Here is a 13819-nt window from a genome sequence, read left to right as displayed (position 1 = left end):
AGCGATAAACCCTAAAGCGCCCAATACCAATATGAGGGCGGTATAAAAATGTTGCTTCGCCACCAGGGAGGCTGTACCCTGATAGACAGTGAACGAACCGGGCTCTGCTCTCCCAGCGGTCCAGTAGCCTGAACTTCCAGTGTATAGCTACCCGGCTTCAGGTTCGTATACACTGCTTTGGGAATATTATCGCATAGCTGCCAGTCGTTGTCAAAGCCGTTTAACCGGTAACGATATTGAATACTTGCCGGGGCGATATAATTGAACGTACTAAAATATACCGTAAACTGTTTATGCTCATGTGAAAGGCGCAAACTTTTGGCCTTATTAATTGACTGGTCCAGTACATTGTAACTGCTGCCGGGGACAACACGTGCATTCAAAATATCAAGGCCGGTAAAACTAACGCGAAGGTCAAAGGGCTTTAACTGAATAGCCTGGGGATAAAAATAGATGAGGCCGTTTATGCCGCCAAACAGCACCAACCCATCTGCAGTTTTGCAGAAGGCAGGCAAACTAAACTGCATGTTACCCATGCCCGTGTAATTATTAAACACCTGCAATTTCCTGAAGCTGTCGTAAAGCTTGATCAGGCCTTTGCTGGTAGATACCCAGACACTGCCCTGGTCATCGGGCTGGATGCCGGATATAGCTCCCTGGATGGAATTATCTGCACCCGTGTAAGGAATAAATCGATGCTGCTGCTCATCAAAAAGATTTAACCCATCTCTTGTACCTGCCCAGATGCGGCCTTGCTGATCTTCTGCAATGCAGTTTACCAGTTCATTGGAAAGTGTATTGCCAGAGAAAACTTTAAGATGGTTCAAATCGGCGCTAAGCGCATTAATACCATTGATGGTACCTATCCATATCCGCCCTTTTCTATCCTGTAGCAGTGAGGTAATACCTTCTGAACTCAACTGCCTGCCCACGGGGTCCTGTTCAAATTTTGTAAATCGGCCCTGCTGCCTGTCGAAATTATTGAGTCCTGAACGGGTGCCCACCCAGGTTCTTCCCTGCCGGTCGTAAAGCAAAGCGTGAACCATGTCGCTGCTCACTGAAAGAGGATTCAAAGGATCGTGCAGGTATTTTTTACAGCACCTGTATTCTTCTCTATTATGTTGAGGCCGGCGTTGAATGTGCCAACCAGGGCGTTTCCCCCATCAAATGCAATTGCCTTGATATTGTTCGAGCTGATACTGTTAGGATTGTTCTCCGTATGAGATAAATACATGAGTTGGTTCGCTTTCCTGTCCCAGATGTTCACGCCTTTATCATTGGTTCCTATCCAGATCTTCCCGGCGGGATCTTCACTAATCACATTAACTACCTGGTCGTTTAGCAATACGTTACCCGTGGTCTGGCTAAGAATATTGAAGCGAATATCATCTTTATGATAATAATTGAGCCCCCGAAAAAAGTTCCCAGCCACATTCCATTTTGCCGGTCTTTAAAAATGCATCGTACAGAATTCTGGCTCAGTGTGAGATGCCGGTTAGACTGGTGCTCAAAATTACTGAATGTTGTGGTGCGTGTGTCCAAAATCGAAAGTCCCCTGAACGTTCCTATCCAAAGATTACCGGTTTGATCCCAGGCCAGGCTACGGATATCATTATCTATCAGGCTATTTGCTGCCTGTGGTTGATGCAAATATTTTACAACCTGGTTATTCTTCAGGTTCAGGCACAACAAGCCACCGTTTTCAGATCCCATCCACAATAAATCGCCCTGTTGCAACATCGCGTTAATTCGTGCATTGATTTGCACCGGTTGAATTGCTTTTGCTGTTTTTGTAGTAAGATCGAGTTGATATACACCCTTGTCCGTTGCCAGGTATAAAAAGCCGTTGATAAAAAGTAGCTGTTGAATGGTATTAAACGGAGTACCATTAACCCTGTAAGAAAAAGATATAAATCGATTAGAAGCGTCATCATAGTAATACAGCTCACCTGAATTGGCAGCAACCCATAGCTTATTATCACGGCCGGCTGTAATGCCCGAAACAAACCACTCACCGGGCTTTACTGTCAAAGGATAGTTATCAAATTGTTCTTTTTTGTAATTGTAACAACTAACACCTTTATTACCGCCAATCCATAACATGCCATCCTTATGGGTATATAAGCTCCTGATATAATTGGAAAAAAGGCTGTGTTGATATTTTTTATCGGGCCTGAATATCGTAAAGGTTTTACCATCGTAGCGATTCAGCCCATCCTGTGTGCCTATCCACATAAAACCCTGAAGATCCTGCTGCACTACAAAGACAGTGCTCTGCGATAATCCCTGATCAACAGAAATAGTTCTAAAATATCTGTTTTCGGTAGTGCTTGATATTGGCTGACCGGAAATAACATGGGAGATCAAAAAACAACAGATCACCACCCACAAATGTAAACTTTTCATTGACACATTCAGTATTTAAACCTCCGGTAAAACTTATTGACAAACGATGCTGCAATATTACGTTAACCGGCTGTGTCTGTATCATTTTCAACCGTAAAATGTATCACAAACTGTTCACACTTTTAAAACAGGCTTTTTACAATAATCCGGTCTGCATGCTTTGAGGCGCCTGGCATCTCGGCTTCTACTCGGGTACTGGTACGAGAGAGGCGGTTGCTTATGGGCTTGTTGTTTTAATGGCAATATTCAGCCGACCATCTGTACCGGTTTGGACACTACAAACAAATGTAGCTTTAAGCATATTTAACAAACCATAACAACGATAGTATCACACATGCTGGATCACCGGGATATGATTGATCTGGACCAGATCGCTTCCCCAGGCCGAAGGTATCTTTACAACTTACCAATCAAAATTATATAGCATGAATTATGAAATCAGAAAAGCAACGCTGGAGGATCTTGATGAAACAGCTGACCTGTTTAACCAGTATCGTATCTTTTATCGCCAGCAACCGGATTTCGAAAAAGGCAGGTTATTCCTAAAAGATAGATTTCTAAACAGTGAATCAGACATCTTTCTGGCAGTGGTAGCTGGTAAACCTGTTGGATTTGTTCAATTGTATAAACTATTTCACTACATCAAACTACAAAAACAATGGCTCTTAAGCGATTTATTCGTACACCCAGACTTCAGGGGAAAAAATTTATCTATTGCATTAATTAATCGTAGTAAGCAATGGTGTGAAGAAACAGGTGCCTGCGGACTGATGCTTGAAACTGAAAAAACAAACGATATAGGCAATTCCCTGTATCCCCGTTGTGGGTTCCAGTATGATGCGTTGCACAATTATTATTACTGGTGGAAATAGTGCGGTTTGATGTATTGTTTCAGCTGTGTTACACAGCAGAAGATTCGGACTACCTGGTTGACAGCCGTATCATTTAATATCAGCTTCATTTTTAAAGGCATACCGGAGCACAACACTAAATGTAATCCTTACTTTTCAGTTAAAGCAAGAGACTGCTTCAGTAGTACTCCGGGAGATTTACCGGAGATAGGCAGCCCATTCACTTATACATTGTACCGGCAGTAAAACCATCAAAAGAAATTTCTATGTTCGACCAGAATAAAATAATGTTTGGCTTAGTTCTTATGCATCAGCCTAGTGAGTGAGGTTGATTTAGGAATACCTGTTGATATTATATACTTTGATAGGGGCCAAACATTTTTGTTACTTTGTACTCCTGGTTATTATCATCCAGTACATAGATTGAATAACTATCACCACCTGGTTTTACCCGCACAACAACATGGCCCTGCTGCGCTTTTATCCGCGCTAAATCTGTTGCCAGTCGGGGCTTGTTGGCTTCAGTCATATTAGTTGTGAAAATCCGGCAATTGCTATTCACTGCATACATCCTCGCAATAGTTTGAGGGTTAGGCTGTATATCACGCCAGGTATGAATTACAACAGTTTGCGGGTTTAGCTTTTTTAACAAAGCTTCACTATTGCAGTTGGCAGTACCATGATGATTGGCTTTCATTACATCAACTGCTGAAACCACATTAGCCACCGGTGATTCTATATCTTTCCAATTGTGAGTAGAACGGCCATTGTATTGTAAATCGCCGCCTGAAAAGTAGTTGAATTTTCCATAGGAGAGCTCAAAACCAATACTATAAACGTTTTCTGAGGCTTTGGCTGCTACCAATTCTGAAGCGGATGGTAATGCATTGGTAACGCCTGTGCCATTACCATTCCAAACGATACCGTTTGCTACAAGGTTTCTGATTTCAAAATTCTTGTAAGCTAGCGGGCGCTGTACTAAAACGATCTGATCATTTCTCCCAACAGCAAATTGCTCTGCCGAAGCATGATAGCTGCTCTTTGCCCAAGCAACAAATTTGATGTAATTATCAATGATACCCGAATCGGACTTTAAATCGGAAGGAAAGTTGTAAGACGGATAACCACGATCAATGATCTTATCAAACCGGATAGCAGCACCCACTTCGGTTACACCTCCCATCCGGAAATCGCCTGAACAGTGCGTTGGTAAACTTGTACTAAACGTGCCCATATGATCAGGATCGAAATGGCTCAACATAATATAGTTGAGCTTATTACTGGCCGTTTTAATAAAAAACTTCACATAATCAGCAATAGCAGTGCCCGGCGATATGCTGCCGTCCGGCTTTTGGGCAGGTGGAGGTATATCGGCTGTCGGTGAAATTAAGGAACCAGCTGCATCCACCATCATCGTCGTACCATCCGGAAAGATGAACAAAGTACACTCACCCCTGCCCGTGTTGATAGCATGTATATCCAGGTAGCCCTGCTCCCATTTTGCCAGCGCTTTTCCAATCTCGCTTCGAGTGCCACTGCCATTATAAAGCTGAGCATTTGCACGCCTGCTAAGAAGGATAAAAGAAATAAAAAGGGTTATACAGAGATGCTTTCTTACCTGCCTTACCATCAATATGATTTAATATAAACGAAAAAGTGAACGTGGTCATCTTCAGCGTGGCATTGCTTTTGGCCTGTCTTTCAGCTCCGGAGGTCAGCGCCAACATTATCAAGCCTACACTCTTAATCACTACCTGTCAAAGATCGTTATAATTAATAGGTTGCAGTAACTTCTAACTTATCTTATCGTTATCATTTTACCCGCCCATCTCATCCGGCAGCCCGGTATAAATCTTCATACGCAAAAGAGTTCGTAACGTATTAGGCCTTGCCTCCAAGAGTTTAGCTGGGTCTGACGATTCATGGCCACTCAAACATTTGCCAAAATTATCAACACCAAATGTCTTTGCATGTTACGTTACCGAATGGCTGGCATAACGATAGTTATTAAAATATTAGTAAATGAAAACCATAGCTCCAATGCTCCGTTTTCGGATTTGATCCTGATACCATCTGCTTTTACTCATTTGCCCAGATAATTGTCAATTAGTAAAACATGCTTGTTGTCAAAAGATCAAAGCCATCAGCGCAGTTGAAAAAATCCGCTTTGCACTTTACAAAATCTAAAAAGCCAAAACAAATTTTCAAATGGCCGTAAAGCTGTACTGGAGTAAAATTATTTAAGGAAGGCTGATTAAAATCATTTTATGGAATGTAATCATTCAATATCTTGCTACTTTGATTCGGTGATATAACTATTATTGAAATGAATTACATCACCTCTATTTTTAGCCATTGAACTCTTTATTCATGCAGGAAATTTGTGTCGACCTTATCTTACCGGAAGCCTGTGCGCTGACCGGCTTCGGTTTTAAAAGAATGGTCCTTGGGTTAAACGGGCAACTATATCCACAGGATCTCATACAGGCCAGGTTTGAATATTTCAGTCTGACCAAAGGACCCGTACCGAACTTTGTAATAAATAAGATGCCGGCTGAGATAAGATCCGAAAGCTGGCAATGTATTTCTATCACACCCGATGATGATGAACTGGCTGCGGGTCTTTTAAAACCAGCAGATCTGTATACCGGAGACAACATCTTTGCTGAACTGCTGAAACAGTTGACAGCTCAGGCCGGTAGCTGGATACTTGTATTTACAAATGACTGCGATAAACCTCAGGAAGTATTTGAGGGCAACCTGAATACTGCTTTGAAAAAGGTTAGTGAAAGTATGGAAAGTAGCAGTGGATTTATGGTATATCACAACATAAAAACTTCGATACCCTGAAAGAGCCAGGTACCATTTTTTTGGCATATTACCTGATTAACACGGGGCTGCATTAAGATGCGAAAACAAGGTGTATGTATGTGGATGGCAACGGCCTTATCAATGGTTTCAGATTATATGTGTGATCAACACGTGGGTAATTAACCTCTCAGTTTCATGAATATCCACAGATCGACATGACCCTTTAATCCGAGAAGGCAAAGATAGCATATATTATACAAAATCCACCAAACAGTGGGAACTTACATAAAAGATAACACCGGGTTTGTATTGCTTATAACAAAGAAGCATTATAAACCGAACTAGTAGCGTTACTACCCAAAATGGAGGTCTATACCTTTACATTGGCATATTGATGGGTTAAATGAAGAAGGCGTTCCATGGCTGATGTGATGCGCGCTTTGCCTTCGGTCGTCGCCACATCAATACCACACATCGTACTTCCGTTATTTTTCACATGAAGCACCGTATAATAGGTTGCCGCTACCAGAATGGCAATAATAGCCCTATAATCCACTTCCGTATTATTAAAAAACTGGTCAGTACCTGCAAAGATTCTTTCGCCCAAGGCCTCCCGTTCATCGCTTAACTCACGGATGGTTTTATTTTTTTCGGAAATGCTCCAAAGGATGATCTTCTGCATTTCAACAGAATTAAAAAGATATTCGAAATCATTGCGTAGCAGGGCCGCCATAAATTCCTTATTTATTGGAGCTATTATGGAACCAGGATCACTGTTCATTTTCTGCTCTTCTAGTTTCCAGTAATCAACCTGGTTCAGGTAGGCTTTGATCAACCCCTGCAAATCTCCGAAGTATTCATAGATCATTTTTTTAGATACCTTCGATATGCGTTCCACCTTATTGATCCGGATTTGCTGAAAACCTTCTTTTACCACTATCTTACCTACTGCCGCAATCAGCCTGGCCTTAGTGCGCTCTTTATCGTATACTTTCCCCTTATGTTCCTTACGCTTCATTGCATGCAAATTAATAACTGCTGATGAACTTCAGAAAACTATCCCGTGCTAAACCAAACAATAAGATATAATCTATTGCAAATCAAATAAGTATACGTTAAAATACACTGTAGTTGATTTTGATTAAAATCAATGAGACGTTAATCGCATCGAATCATAAAATACTGTACCTTTGTACCTGGTGTTTTTCATAGGTTAGCAACGGCCTGTTCTTTCCAGAACCGGGCCCTTCTTTTATCTGGGAATTCATATCATGCAATTTTTGACAGGTCAAAGATTGGTTGGTCGTTTTTTTATTCTTCCCCACCAGATCAAAAATCCGGTTGTGGGTAGCCAAGATACCCACCCAGTTACTTTACAATAATTATATAGGAACATGAGGAGCATTCCTGAATTCGACGTAACCATTATCATCTGAGACATAGTTTGTTTCCCGGAAGGGAGCAATACCAGGATCACATTTTGATGAGGCCGGTTATCGGTTATCGGAACTTATTGCCCGTCCGCCAATGACACCACATAGCCTTGCCTGGGCGATAGAAAAACTAAAATGACCGGGAGACTAGCCATCATTACGAACCACTGAAAAAGCCGCCGCTTCATAATTCTAGTATTTTAGGGCAAAAGGTTGATCCTTCTGATTAACACGTACAAAGTAACAGAAGGTGGTTGGAGCCATTTTACGAGATCAGTGAAATGAATTTCGAGATTGGAAAATTTAAGTATAATACAGTTGCTTTTAGTGCAGTTCATTTTTTACTGCTGGTACATTCCAGGTTTCAGACTCTTTACCATCATTCCATCATCCCTTACTAATGGCTACCATAAGTTTGAAAAAAATGGACAGCAGCGGGGAATACGCCTATTTCCACAATGAGCCTGCGCTCATGCCTTCAGGGTTACCGGTAATCAGCGATCCTAATGAGCCGGGCGATATCGTTAATAAGAATCTTTCGACCTTTGGTTTCCAGTATGCCTGCTTCTTTAAATTCTGCCAGGATCCGGATGGCGTTTTCTGTGGCAGTACCTACCAGGCTGGCCAGATCCTCACGACTCATATTGATTGCAACCGTCGTACCTGGCTCTGCCCCAGTCTTGTACTTTTCCCTGAGTACGATCAGCTGCAATGCCATACGTTCACGGACAGACTTTTGTGTTATCAGGTTCAGGCTATTAACCAGTACATTAAATTCATGACTGAGGTTTTTTAAGAGTCCGTTGTTGAAGGCAGGCGCGCTTTTGAGCACGTTTAGAAAATCCTCCTTCGGAATAAAGGCGATCAGGCTTTCCTCCAGGGCCGCAGCACTATCCGGGTAAGACCCCTCTGAAATGACAGCGTGATAGCCGATCAACTCTCCCCTGTTAGCTACATAGAAGATCTGCTCCCTCCCGCTGTCATTTACTTTGTATTTTTTGACTACACCATCTATGATGTAAAAGATGCCCTGTGGGTACCATCCTTCCCTGAAGATCTGCTCGCCCTTTTTAAAGCTTTGTTCCTTGCGGTGCTCCATCAGCGCCTCCAGTTCAGTTGCTGATAGTGCGGAAAGAATAGACTCCCTGCCAAAGTTTAATTTGTCAATCGGAAAGAGGTGGCGGATACTCATCTGTATGCAAAGGTACCCAAATTTAAAGCTGATAATTGTCAGTTTTTAAACTGACCGGGTTCATTTGTTATATTATAAACCCTTTGGAGCTTTGCGCCGAAAGTTACAGGTACATGGACATTAAAGAGCGCAGGTATACAAGAGATCACAATTGGGTCGATTTTTATGAAAGCTATGCCATCGCCGCATCGGCCGTTTGAAACTCACCGGGATCCGGCATATTGATAAGATTATACCGTTACATGCTACCGGAGGCTTTGTAAGAGAGGGCCAAATCCTCGCTACACTCTTCAGCAAGGAATACCACATCATTATGCATATGCCTGTAGATGGATATGTTTTGAAGATCAATGATAGTCTCACGGGAGCCGAAGTCCTGGCAAACACAGAAAAGGAAGTATGGATCGCAATTATTACTCCCTGGGACCCGGATCACCGAAACCAGTTAATGCAACAGGAAGACTATTACAGGAACAGCGAAGTCTGAAGTGAATGATTATCAATAACTATGCGAAATGATATCAAATTTAACAGAAGGTTGTCTTCAGTCAGATGAGTCTTTTGAAGGACTCTATCCCCGCCCGGTCAGCGAGCTGGCCAACTGTCACTGTACGCCGCTGGAGGTGGTGTCAGCGCTACCCTGTTCCTGGCCGGCGATGATACTATACGAATACTGGATATCGGTTGTGGAGTCGGTAAATATTGCCTGGCCGCCGCCTGCCATGCTTCTCAGGCTACCATGTTAGGAATGGAGCAAAGAGCACATTTGCTCCGGCATGCAGTAAGGGCATAAAAGAAACTGATAGTGAACAATGTCGGTCTCCTGCAGGCCAATTTTACCCAGCTTGAGCTAAGGCAATATGATCACTTCTACTTTCAATTCCTTTTATGAAAACATTGAAGCTACGGAAAGACTCGACGAAAGTATGCGAACTGCCTCCCGGATATTATGTAGCAGAATCTGAACCGGGCGATTTACTTACTCAGTTGGCGAAAAATGGAAAATCCCTCGAGCTTTGAAAGCAAAGTTTTTTTATTTACGGGATGGAAGCGATACAATTATTTGTAAAAATGATTACATTTAATATGCGGAATCAGGTGGCTGAAACCTGGCTATGCTCAAAATTAACAAGCATGAAAAAGAAAGTTGTTTTGATCCAGGATAATGATCATATCCTTGATATAATGGATAAGGTATTGGAGGAGGAAGGTTTTGAAGTAACGCCTTCATTGACTACTGAGCCTCTCGAAAAAATTGACCAGATAGATCCCGACGTAGTGGTAGTGGATGAACATATCCAGGGGGATAAAAAAGGAACAAAGGTGATCGAGGATTTAAAGAAAGACCCCGATACTGAAGAGTTGCCGGCAGTGCTTACTTCTACTTCTATGGATCTACCCAAAAAGCGGATCAATGCCAGGCAGATGATTATATCCAAAAACCTTTTGACCTGGATCATATGGTGGACGTAGTCAGGAAAAATGCAGATTAAGAGCAAGGCGCCCGTCTCGAAAAATAAGGTGCGCTGCTAACTGCGTATACGCTGCAGACGGTGCTTTTTTGACCCTGTAGCTTTCCGTGTCGGCTATGGCATTTGTTTTGTACTGCAGCTCTATCAATATTCCAGTTTCCGGCAATGGCATTTTAAAATAAGCGGCTGATCCATTAGTCAAGCCTAATGTTGCAGGTTAAGCCAGGTTATACATAAGTATACGTTATATCGATCCATGTCTTCTGCAGCTAAGATAAAGCAAACCGAGTTGACATTTTATCGTAGTATCTTACGCTAACTCTTTTGCATACTGCACTAACATTTGTATATCAAATGGCTTTTGCAGGAAACGGTTGGCGCCACATTCCAGCGCCTGCAGCGCGTGCACATTGGCAGACATGACCATTATGGGTATCAAAACGGTCTCCAGGTTGGCTCTCAGTTCCCTGCAAAGGTCAATACCATTCCCATCCGGCAACATCATGTCCAGGATGAAAAGATCGGGTAAGGGACGCTTCAGCGAGTCGTTGAATTCACGTGCATTTGCACATAAAGTCACCTCGAAGTTCTCACTCGTTAACAAGATATCCATGATATCCCGGATGGACGGTTCATCTTCTACCACCGTAATTCTTTTGCGCTGCATTAATCAAATTTATTGGCTGTCGATAACACTATTTATCAGCAGCCGATTTTGTCATAGTAGCCTATCAATTATTTGACCAAACTCGCATGCCAGCTAAATAAATTGGCCTATTTAACCGACGCTTTTTTAAAACAACAATAAGATGCTTTATCTAACGAGGGAGAGTCGCAGTGGATTTATCCAAATAATGAGCTTACCTGCGAAAATAAAAGCCGAACTATCGTTTAAAAACTTTCTTCCAAAAATGGGATCACTGTTTAAGAGACCGTTTTATGACCAGAAGTCATTTAGTGAGCAAAGTGCCGGTTCCAGGTTGCGGGTAAAGTTGAAGTTGGCACAATTGTAGCTGCCAATAGGATTGAAAACAAACCAGAAACCATTTACATTAAAACATTATTATCCCTGAAGAAACTTGCCCTTGGCAGAAGTGATCAAGTTTATTGATGAAGCATAAAGCGAAGCCAAGGTAGCAATGAATTAACGTATACACCTTAATTGGTATAGCCCGAGGATTAGCCCTAACACCGGTCTCATGGGCCGCGATTTACACATTTCGTATGAAGCCCTGCCCGAAAATGAGATTCGAAAGAGGAGGAAGTTTATAAGCTTCCTCTTTTTTATAGATCATGCTTTATTGCTCACGGGTGAGAGATGACAGATAACAGATCATAGTTGATGGGTAATAACTAATAGGCCACTACCCGATCATATTAAAGCAATAGCAGCTTACTCAGTTATAAATTGCTGCTATGAAGATATTTCCTATTATGATCATATGTCTTTACTGCGAGGTAAAAAGTAGTGCCTATTCCGTCAGTGCTCTCTGCCCAAAGATCGCCGCCATTAGTTCTCGCATACTCCCTGCATAACATCAGCCCGATGCCGTTACCCTTCTCTTTAGCTGTACCTTCTGTGCTGGATCCGAAAGGATAAAATACTTTTCTCAGCTGTCCCTCTGACATGCCAACCCCGCTATCTCTAACGGCTATCACAGCAAAATCCTTCTGGGTCGTCACCGAACCACCTAGTGCAATGGCTCCGCCTCCACGGGAAAATTTTATAGCATTTGAGAGCAGGTTACGAATAATAAATTTAACATGATCCGGATCTGCGTATACAACGAGATTTGAGGCCAGGGTGTTTTCTACTCCCAGATCCTTATTTTTTATAGTGGTCTTGGCCAGGTCCAGCTCTGCACTAATTAATGCAGCAGCATCGAAGGCTGTTTGCCGGATGGCAACCCCTTTGAAAACTGATTTACCCCAGTTTAGAAGACTTTGCAACGTAACTGAAGTTGTGTAGAATTTTTCTTCGATCCCATCAAGTATCAGTTGCCCGTCCGTCACCGGCAGACTTCCTGACCGGTATAACTGCAAACCTGCATGTCCCATACCTACGAAATTATTGAGATCATGGCCGATTACGGTAAACAGTTTATCTTTCTCCTGGTCCAGCGCCTCTAATAACCTGATTCGGTTACGCGCAAGCTTCAATTGCCGGTACAAATAAATTATAAAAATTGTCAGTACAATACAGACGATTAGCAGGCCTGGCCAAAGTTGGTTCATACGTTAATTTGATTTCGGTTCTTTAAAGTCGGTGATAGATCGATGCTAAAATTCAATTAAAGATAACAGCTAATTTGTTTAAACCCAATGTATACCATTCGGTACATTGCGTGCTATCTAAAATCATTACAGTTCTCCATCTATATTTCAGGCAGGTCGAATGGTATTTATGGCCCTCATTTCCCGGCTGTAACCAAAAGCCATAAAAAGACCTCCTGTAGAAACAGGAGGTATAAGCCCTCCCCGGCAAATTTGCCGGGGATTCGTGTCAGCCCTACTAACACGCTCTTTAAATATCTTCATTGTGTTTTACTTAAGATTGCTGAAGTGATTCTTTGGTGGTCTTCCAGAGATCGGCATTTGGTATACGAACCTCACTGATCATTAATGTTGCATTAGTATATATAATACCATGCCATAATTTAATTCCTCAAGGTACTAGAAAGTTATACCCGCTTAAATAGCATGAAGTAAACCGTATAAATATGGTTAGAAAGGTAGAAAATGAATGCGACCCCGACCTAAAGTAACGCGCAGAGCGCCTTATATTCAAGGCCAGCTTATTAAGTATTGTATTGCAATAGCAGACCGGGTTTTATCACATGAAATAAAACCGGAATTAACCATAAGGTGATCATCTAAACTTATACATCTTCATCACAAAAGTAGATAAGTATGGGCAAAAGTTATTTTATAAGCATTAAGGTAACCAGGCTATAAATTATCAAAGGCACTGTTTCAGCCCAGGTTTAGAGGTAGTAATAGGATCAACTTACATTTTTAGCAACGCTGAAAGTACCAGACAAAGTTAGACAACACTTCTTTTAAATTACAAAACTGATGAGCCGGGCAAAATTTCAGACTTTATTGAAGTCAGGATAAGGAAAGCCCTTACCTGTTTGACAAAGGAACTTTAAACTTCGTAAAAACAGCGCCCAGTCAAAGCTGCAGGAAGCAAACTCTTTGGTGTAAACAAGCCAACCTTCATGATGCAGCGTTACCACTGTTCCTTTCGGATGAGGCTCCAGCTCAAAAGTGATTACCGTACCGATCCAGTCTTCAAAACCCTTCAGGCAACGCCACTTTACCCGGCTTGAAGCTACCAGTTCCATCACTTCCATCTCTTTAAAGTAATCAGGACCAAAGCTGAACCGTGATATAGAACCGACCTGAGGAAGGGCTACCGTCTGTGGCGTCCACCAACCAGCAAGACCATCCTGTGTAGTAAGTGCTGCGTATATGGCCCCGGCCGATTGCTCTATCAGCAGTCGATGATGAATGGCCGGCCCGATTGCAAAAGCAGGATCAGATAAGAATGATTGCTTCATAATCTTCAAATTTCAAATAAAGGTAAAAACGGGAAAAGGCTGCAGGGTGGTGCAATTCAGACATCGTTAGGGGTTGTTTTGGACAGAACAA

At 42.2% G+C, this 13819-nt stretch carries 14 protein-coding genes; 5 read left to right on the top strand and 9 right to left on the bottom strand.

The window, feature by feature from the left end; genetic code table 11:
• Nucleotides 1-11: 11 nt before the first annotated feature.
• The 3 genes from MKP07_RS26580 to MKP07_RS26570 are packed head-to-tail and all read right to left on the bottom strand — an operon-like array spanning nt 12 to nt 2406.
• Nucleotides 12-1073 carry a ligand-binding sensor domain-containing protein gene (locus MKP07_RS26580; protein WP_240850275.1) on the bottom strand — a complete coding sequence of 354 codons (1062 nt, stop codon included), beginning with the start codon at nt 1071-1073 and terminating at the stop codon, nt 12-14.
• Nucleotides 1070-1321 (bottom strand): two-component regulator propeller domain-containing protein, encoded by a 252-nt coding sequence (locus tag MKP07_RS26575; protein WP_240850274.1) that lies wholly within the window; start codon nt 1319-1321, stop codon nt 1070-1072. Before MKP07_RS26575 ends, MKP07_RS26580 begins: the two co-directional genes overlap by 4 nt.
• A gap of 17 nt (nt 1322-1338) precedes the next feature.
• Nucleotides 1339-2406, bottom strand: a complete 1068-nt coding sequence (locus MKP07_RS26570) for a ligand-binding sensor domain-containing protein (protein WP_240850273.1) — start codon at nt 2404-2406, stop codon at nt 1339-1341.
• A gap of 425 nt (nt 2407-2831) precedes the next feature.
• Between MKP07_RS26570 and MKP07_RS26565 the strand changes: the two genes are divergently transcribed.
• The gene (locus MKP07_RS26565) at nt 2832-3278 is read left to right on the top strand and encodes a GNAT family N-acetyltransferase (protein WP_240850272.1); all 447 of its coding nucleotides are present in this window, start codon (nt 2832-2834) and stop codon (nt 3276-3278) included.
• Nucleotides 3279-3609: 331 nt separating this feature from the next.
• Here MKP07_RS26565 and MKP07_RS26560 read toward each other — a convergent pair whose 3' ends face one another.
• The gene (locus tag MKP07_RS26560; protein ID WP_240850271.1) at nt 3610-4887 is read right to left on the bottom strand and encodes a ComEC/Rec2 family competence protein; all 1278 of its coding nucleotides are present in this window, start codon (nt 4885-4887) and stop codon (nt 3610-3612) included.
• Nucleotides 4888-5612: 725 nt separating this feature from the next.
• Here MKP07_RS26560 and MKP07_RS26555 point away from each other — a divergent pair.
• Nucleotides 5613-6107, top strand: a complete 495-nt coding sequence (locus tag MKP07_RS26555) for a hypothetical protein (protein WP_240850270.1) — start codon at nt 5613-5615, stop codon at nt 6105-6107.
• Between the two features lie 331 nt (nt 6108-6438).
• Here the strand turns inward: MKP07_RS26555 and MKP07_RS26550 are convergent, their stop codons facing one another.
• On the bottom strand, nt 6439-7086 hold the full coding sequence (locus MKP07_RS26550) for a TetR/AcrR family transcriptional regulator (RefSeq protein ID WP_240850269.1): 648 nt from the start codon (nt 7084-7086) through the stop codon (nt 6439-6441).
• A gap of 899 nt (nt 7087-7985) precedes the next feature.
• Nucleotides 7986-8693 (bottom strand): Crp/Fnr family transcriptional regulator, encoded by a 708-nt coding sequence (locus MKP07_RS26545; protein ID WP_240850268.1) that lies wholly within the window; start codon nt 8691-8693, stop codon nt 7986-7988.
• Nucleotides 8694-8889: 196 nt separating this feature from the next.
• Between MKP07_RS26545 and MKP07_RS26540 the strand changes: the two genes are divergently transcribed.
• From MKP07_RS26540 to MKP07_RS26530, 3 genes are all read left to right on the top strand, one after another.
• Nucleotides 8890-9180, top strand: a complete 291-nt coding sequence (locus tag MKP07_RS26540; RefSeq protein WP_240850267.1) for a hypothetical protein — start codon at nt 8890-8892, stop codon at nt 9178-9180.
• 28 nt (nt 9181-9208) lie between these two features.
• Nucleotides 9209-9439 carry a hypothetical protein gene (locus tag MKP07_RS26535; protein WP_240850266.1) on the top strand — a complete coding sequence of 77 codons (231 nt, stop codon included), beginning with the start codon at nt 9209-9211 and terminating at the stop codon, nt 9437-9439.
• A gap of 388 nt (nt 9440-9827) precedes the next feature.
• A complete protein-coding gene (locus MKP07_RS26530; RefSeq protein WP_240850265.1) occupies nt 9828-10166 on the top strand; it encodes a response regulator in 339 nt (112 codons plus the stop codon).
• Nucleotides 10167-10475: 309 nt separating this feature from the next.
• On the opposite strand, the gene MKP07_RS26525 is transcribed toward MKP07_RS26530, so the two are convergent.
• The 3 genes from MKP07_RS26525 to MKP07_RS26515 all read right to left on the bottom strand — a co-directional run bounded on the left by MKP07_RS26525 (nt 10476) and on the right by MKP07_RS26515 (nt 13728).
• Nucleotides 10476-10832: a response regulator transcription factor gene (locus tag MKP07_RS26525; RefSeq protein ID WP_240850264.1), complete on the bottom strand. Its 357-nt coding sequence runs from the start codon at nt 10830-10832 to the stop codon at nt 10476-10478.
• Between the two features lie 734 nt (nt 10833-11566).
• On the bottom strand, nt 11567-12400 hold the full coding sequence (locus tag MKP07_RS26520; RefSeq protein ID WP_240850263.1) for a sensor histidine kinase: 834 nt from the start codon (nt 12398-12400) through the stop codon (nt 11567-11569).
• A gap of 857 nt (nt 12401-13257) precedes the next feature.
• A complete protein-coding gene (locus tag MKP07_RS26515) occupies nt 13258-13728 on the bottom strand; it encodes an SRPBCC family protein (protein WP_240850262.1) in 471 nt (156 codons plus the stop codon).
• Nucleotides 13729-13819 lie beyond the last annotated feature (91 nt).

It is taken from the genome of Paraniabella hibiscisoli (genome assembly GCF_022512515.1).
Taxonomy (GTDB): domain Bacteria; phylum Bacteroidota; class Bacteroidia; order Chitinophagales; family Chitinophagaceae; genus Niabella; species Niabella hibiscisoli.
Note: the sequence above shows the minus strand (reverse complement) of the source record. Positions and strands in the feature narration are given on the sequence as shown.

What these genes read in the sequence shown, in the direction of transcription:
- MKP07_RS26525 (WP_240850264.1), bottom strand. Translation starts at nt 10,832, where the DNA reads ATGCAGCGCAAAAGAATTACGGTGGTAGAAGATGAACCGTCCATCCGG.
- MKP07_RS26515 (WP_240850262.1), bottom strand. Translation starts at nt 13,728, where the DNA reads ATGAAGCAATCATTCTTATCTGATCCTGCTTTTGCAATCGGGCCGGCC.
- MKP07_RS26520 (WP_240850263.1), bottom strand. Translation starts at nt 12,400, where the DNA reads ATGAACCAACTTTGGCCAGGCCTGCTAATCGTCTGTATTGTACTGACA.
- MKP07_RS26550 (WP_240850269.1), bottom strand. Translation starts at nt 7,086, where the DNA reads ATGAAGCGTAAGGAACATAAGGGGAAAGTATACGATAAAGAGCGCACT.
- MKP07_RS26535 (WP_240850266.1), top strand. Translation starts at nt 9,209, where the DNA reads ATGATATCAAATTTAACAGAAGGTTGTCTTCAGTCAGATGAGTCTTTT.
- MKP07_RS26565 (WP_240850272.1), top strand. Translation starts at nt 2,832, where the DNA reads ATGAATTATGAAATCAGAAAAGCAACGCTGGAGGATCTTGATGAAACA.
- MKP07_RS26545 (WP_240850268.1), bottom strand. Translation starts at nt 8,693, where the DNA reads ATGAGTATCCGCCACCTCTTTCCGATTGACAAATTAAACTTTGGCAGG.
- MKP07_RS26530 (WP_240850265.1), top strand. Translation starts at nt 9,828, where the DNA reads ATGAAAAAGAAAGTTGTTTTGATCCAGGATAATGATCATATCCTTGAT.
- MKP07_RS26560 (WP_240850271.1), bottom strand. Translation starts at nt 4,887, where the DNA reads ATGGTAAGGCAGGTAAGAAAGCATCTCTGTATAACCCTTTTTATTTCT.
- MKP07_RS26570 (WP_240850273.1), bottom strand. Translation starts at nt 2,406, where the DNA reads ATGAAAAGTTTACATTTGTGGGTGGTGATCTGTTGTTTTTTGATCTCC.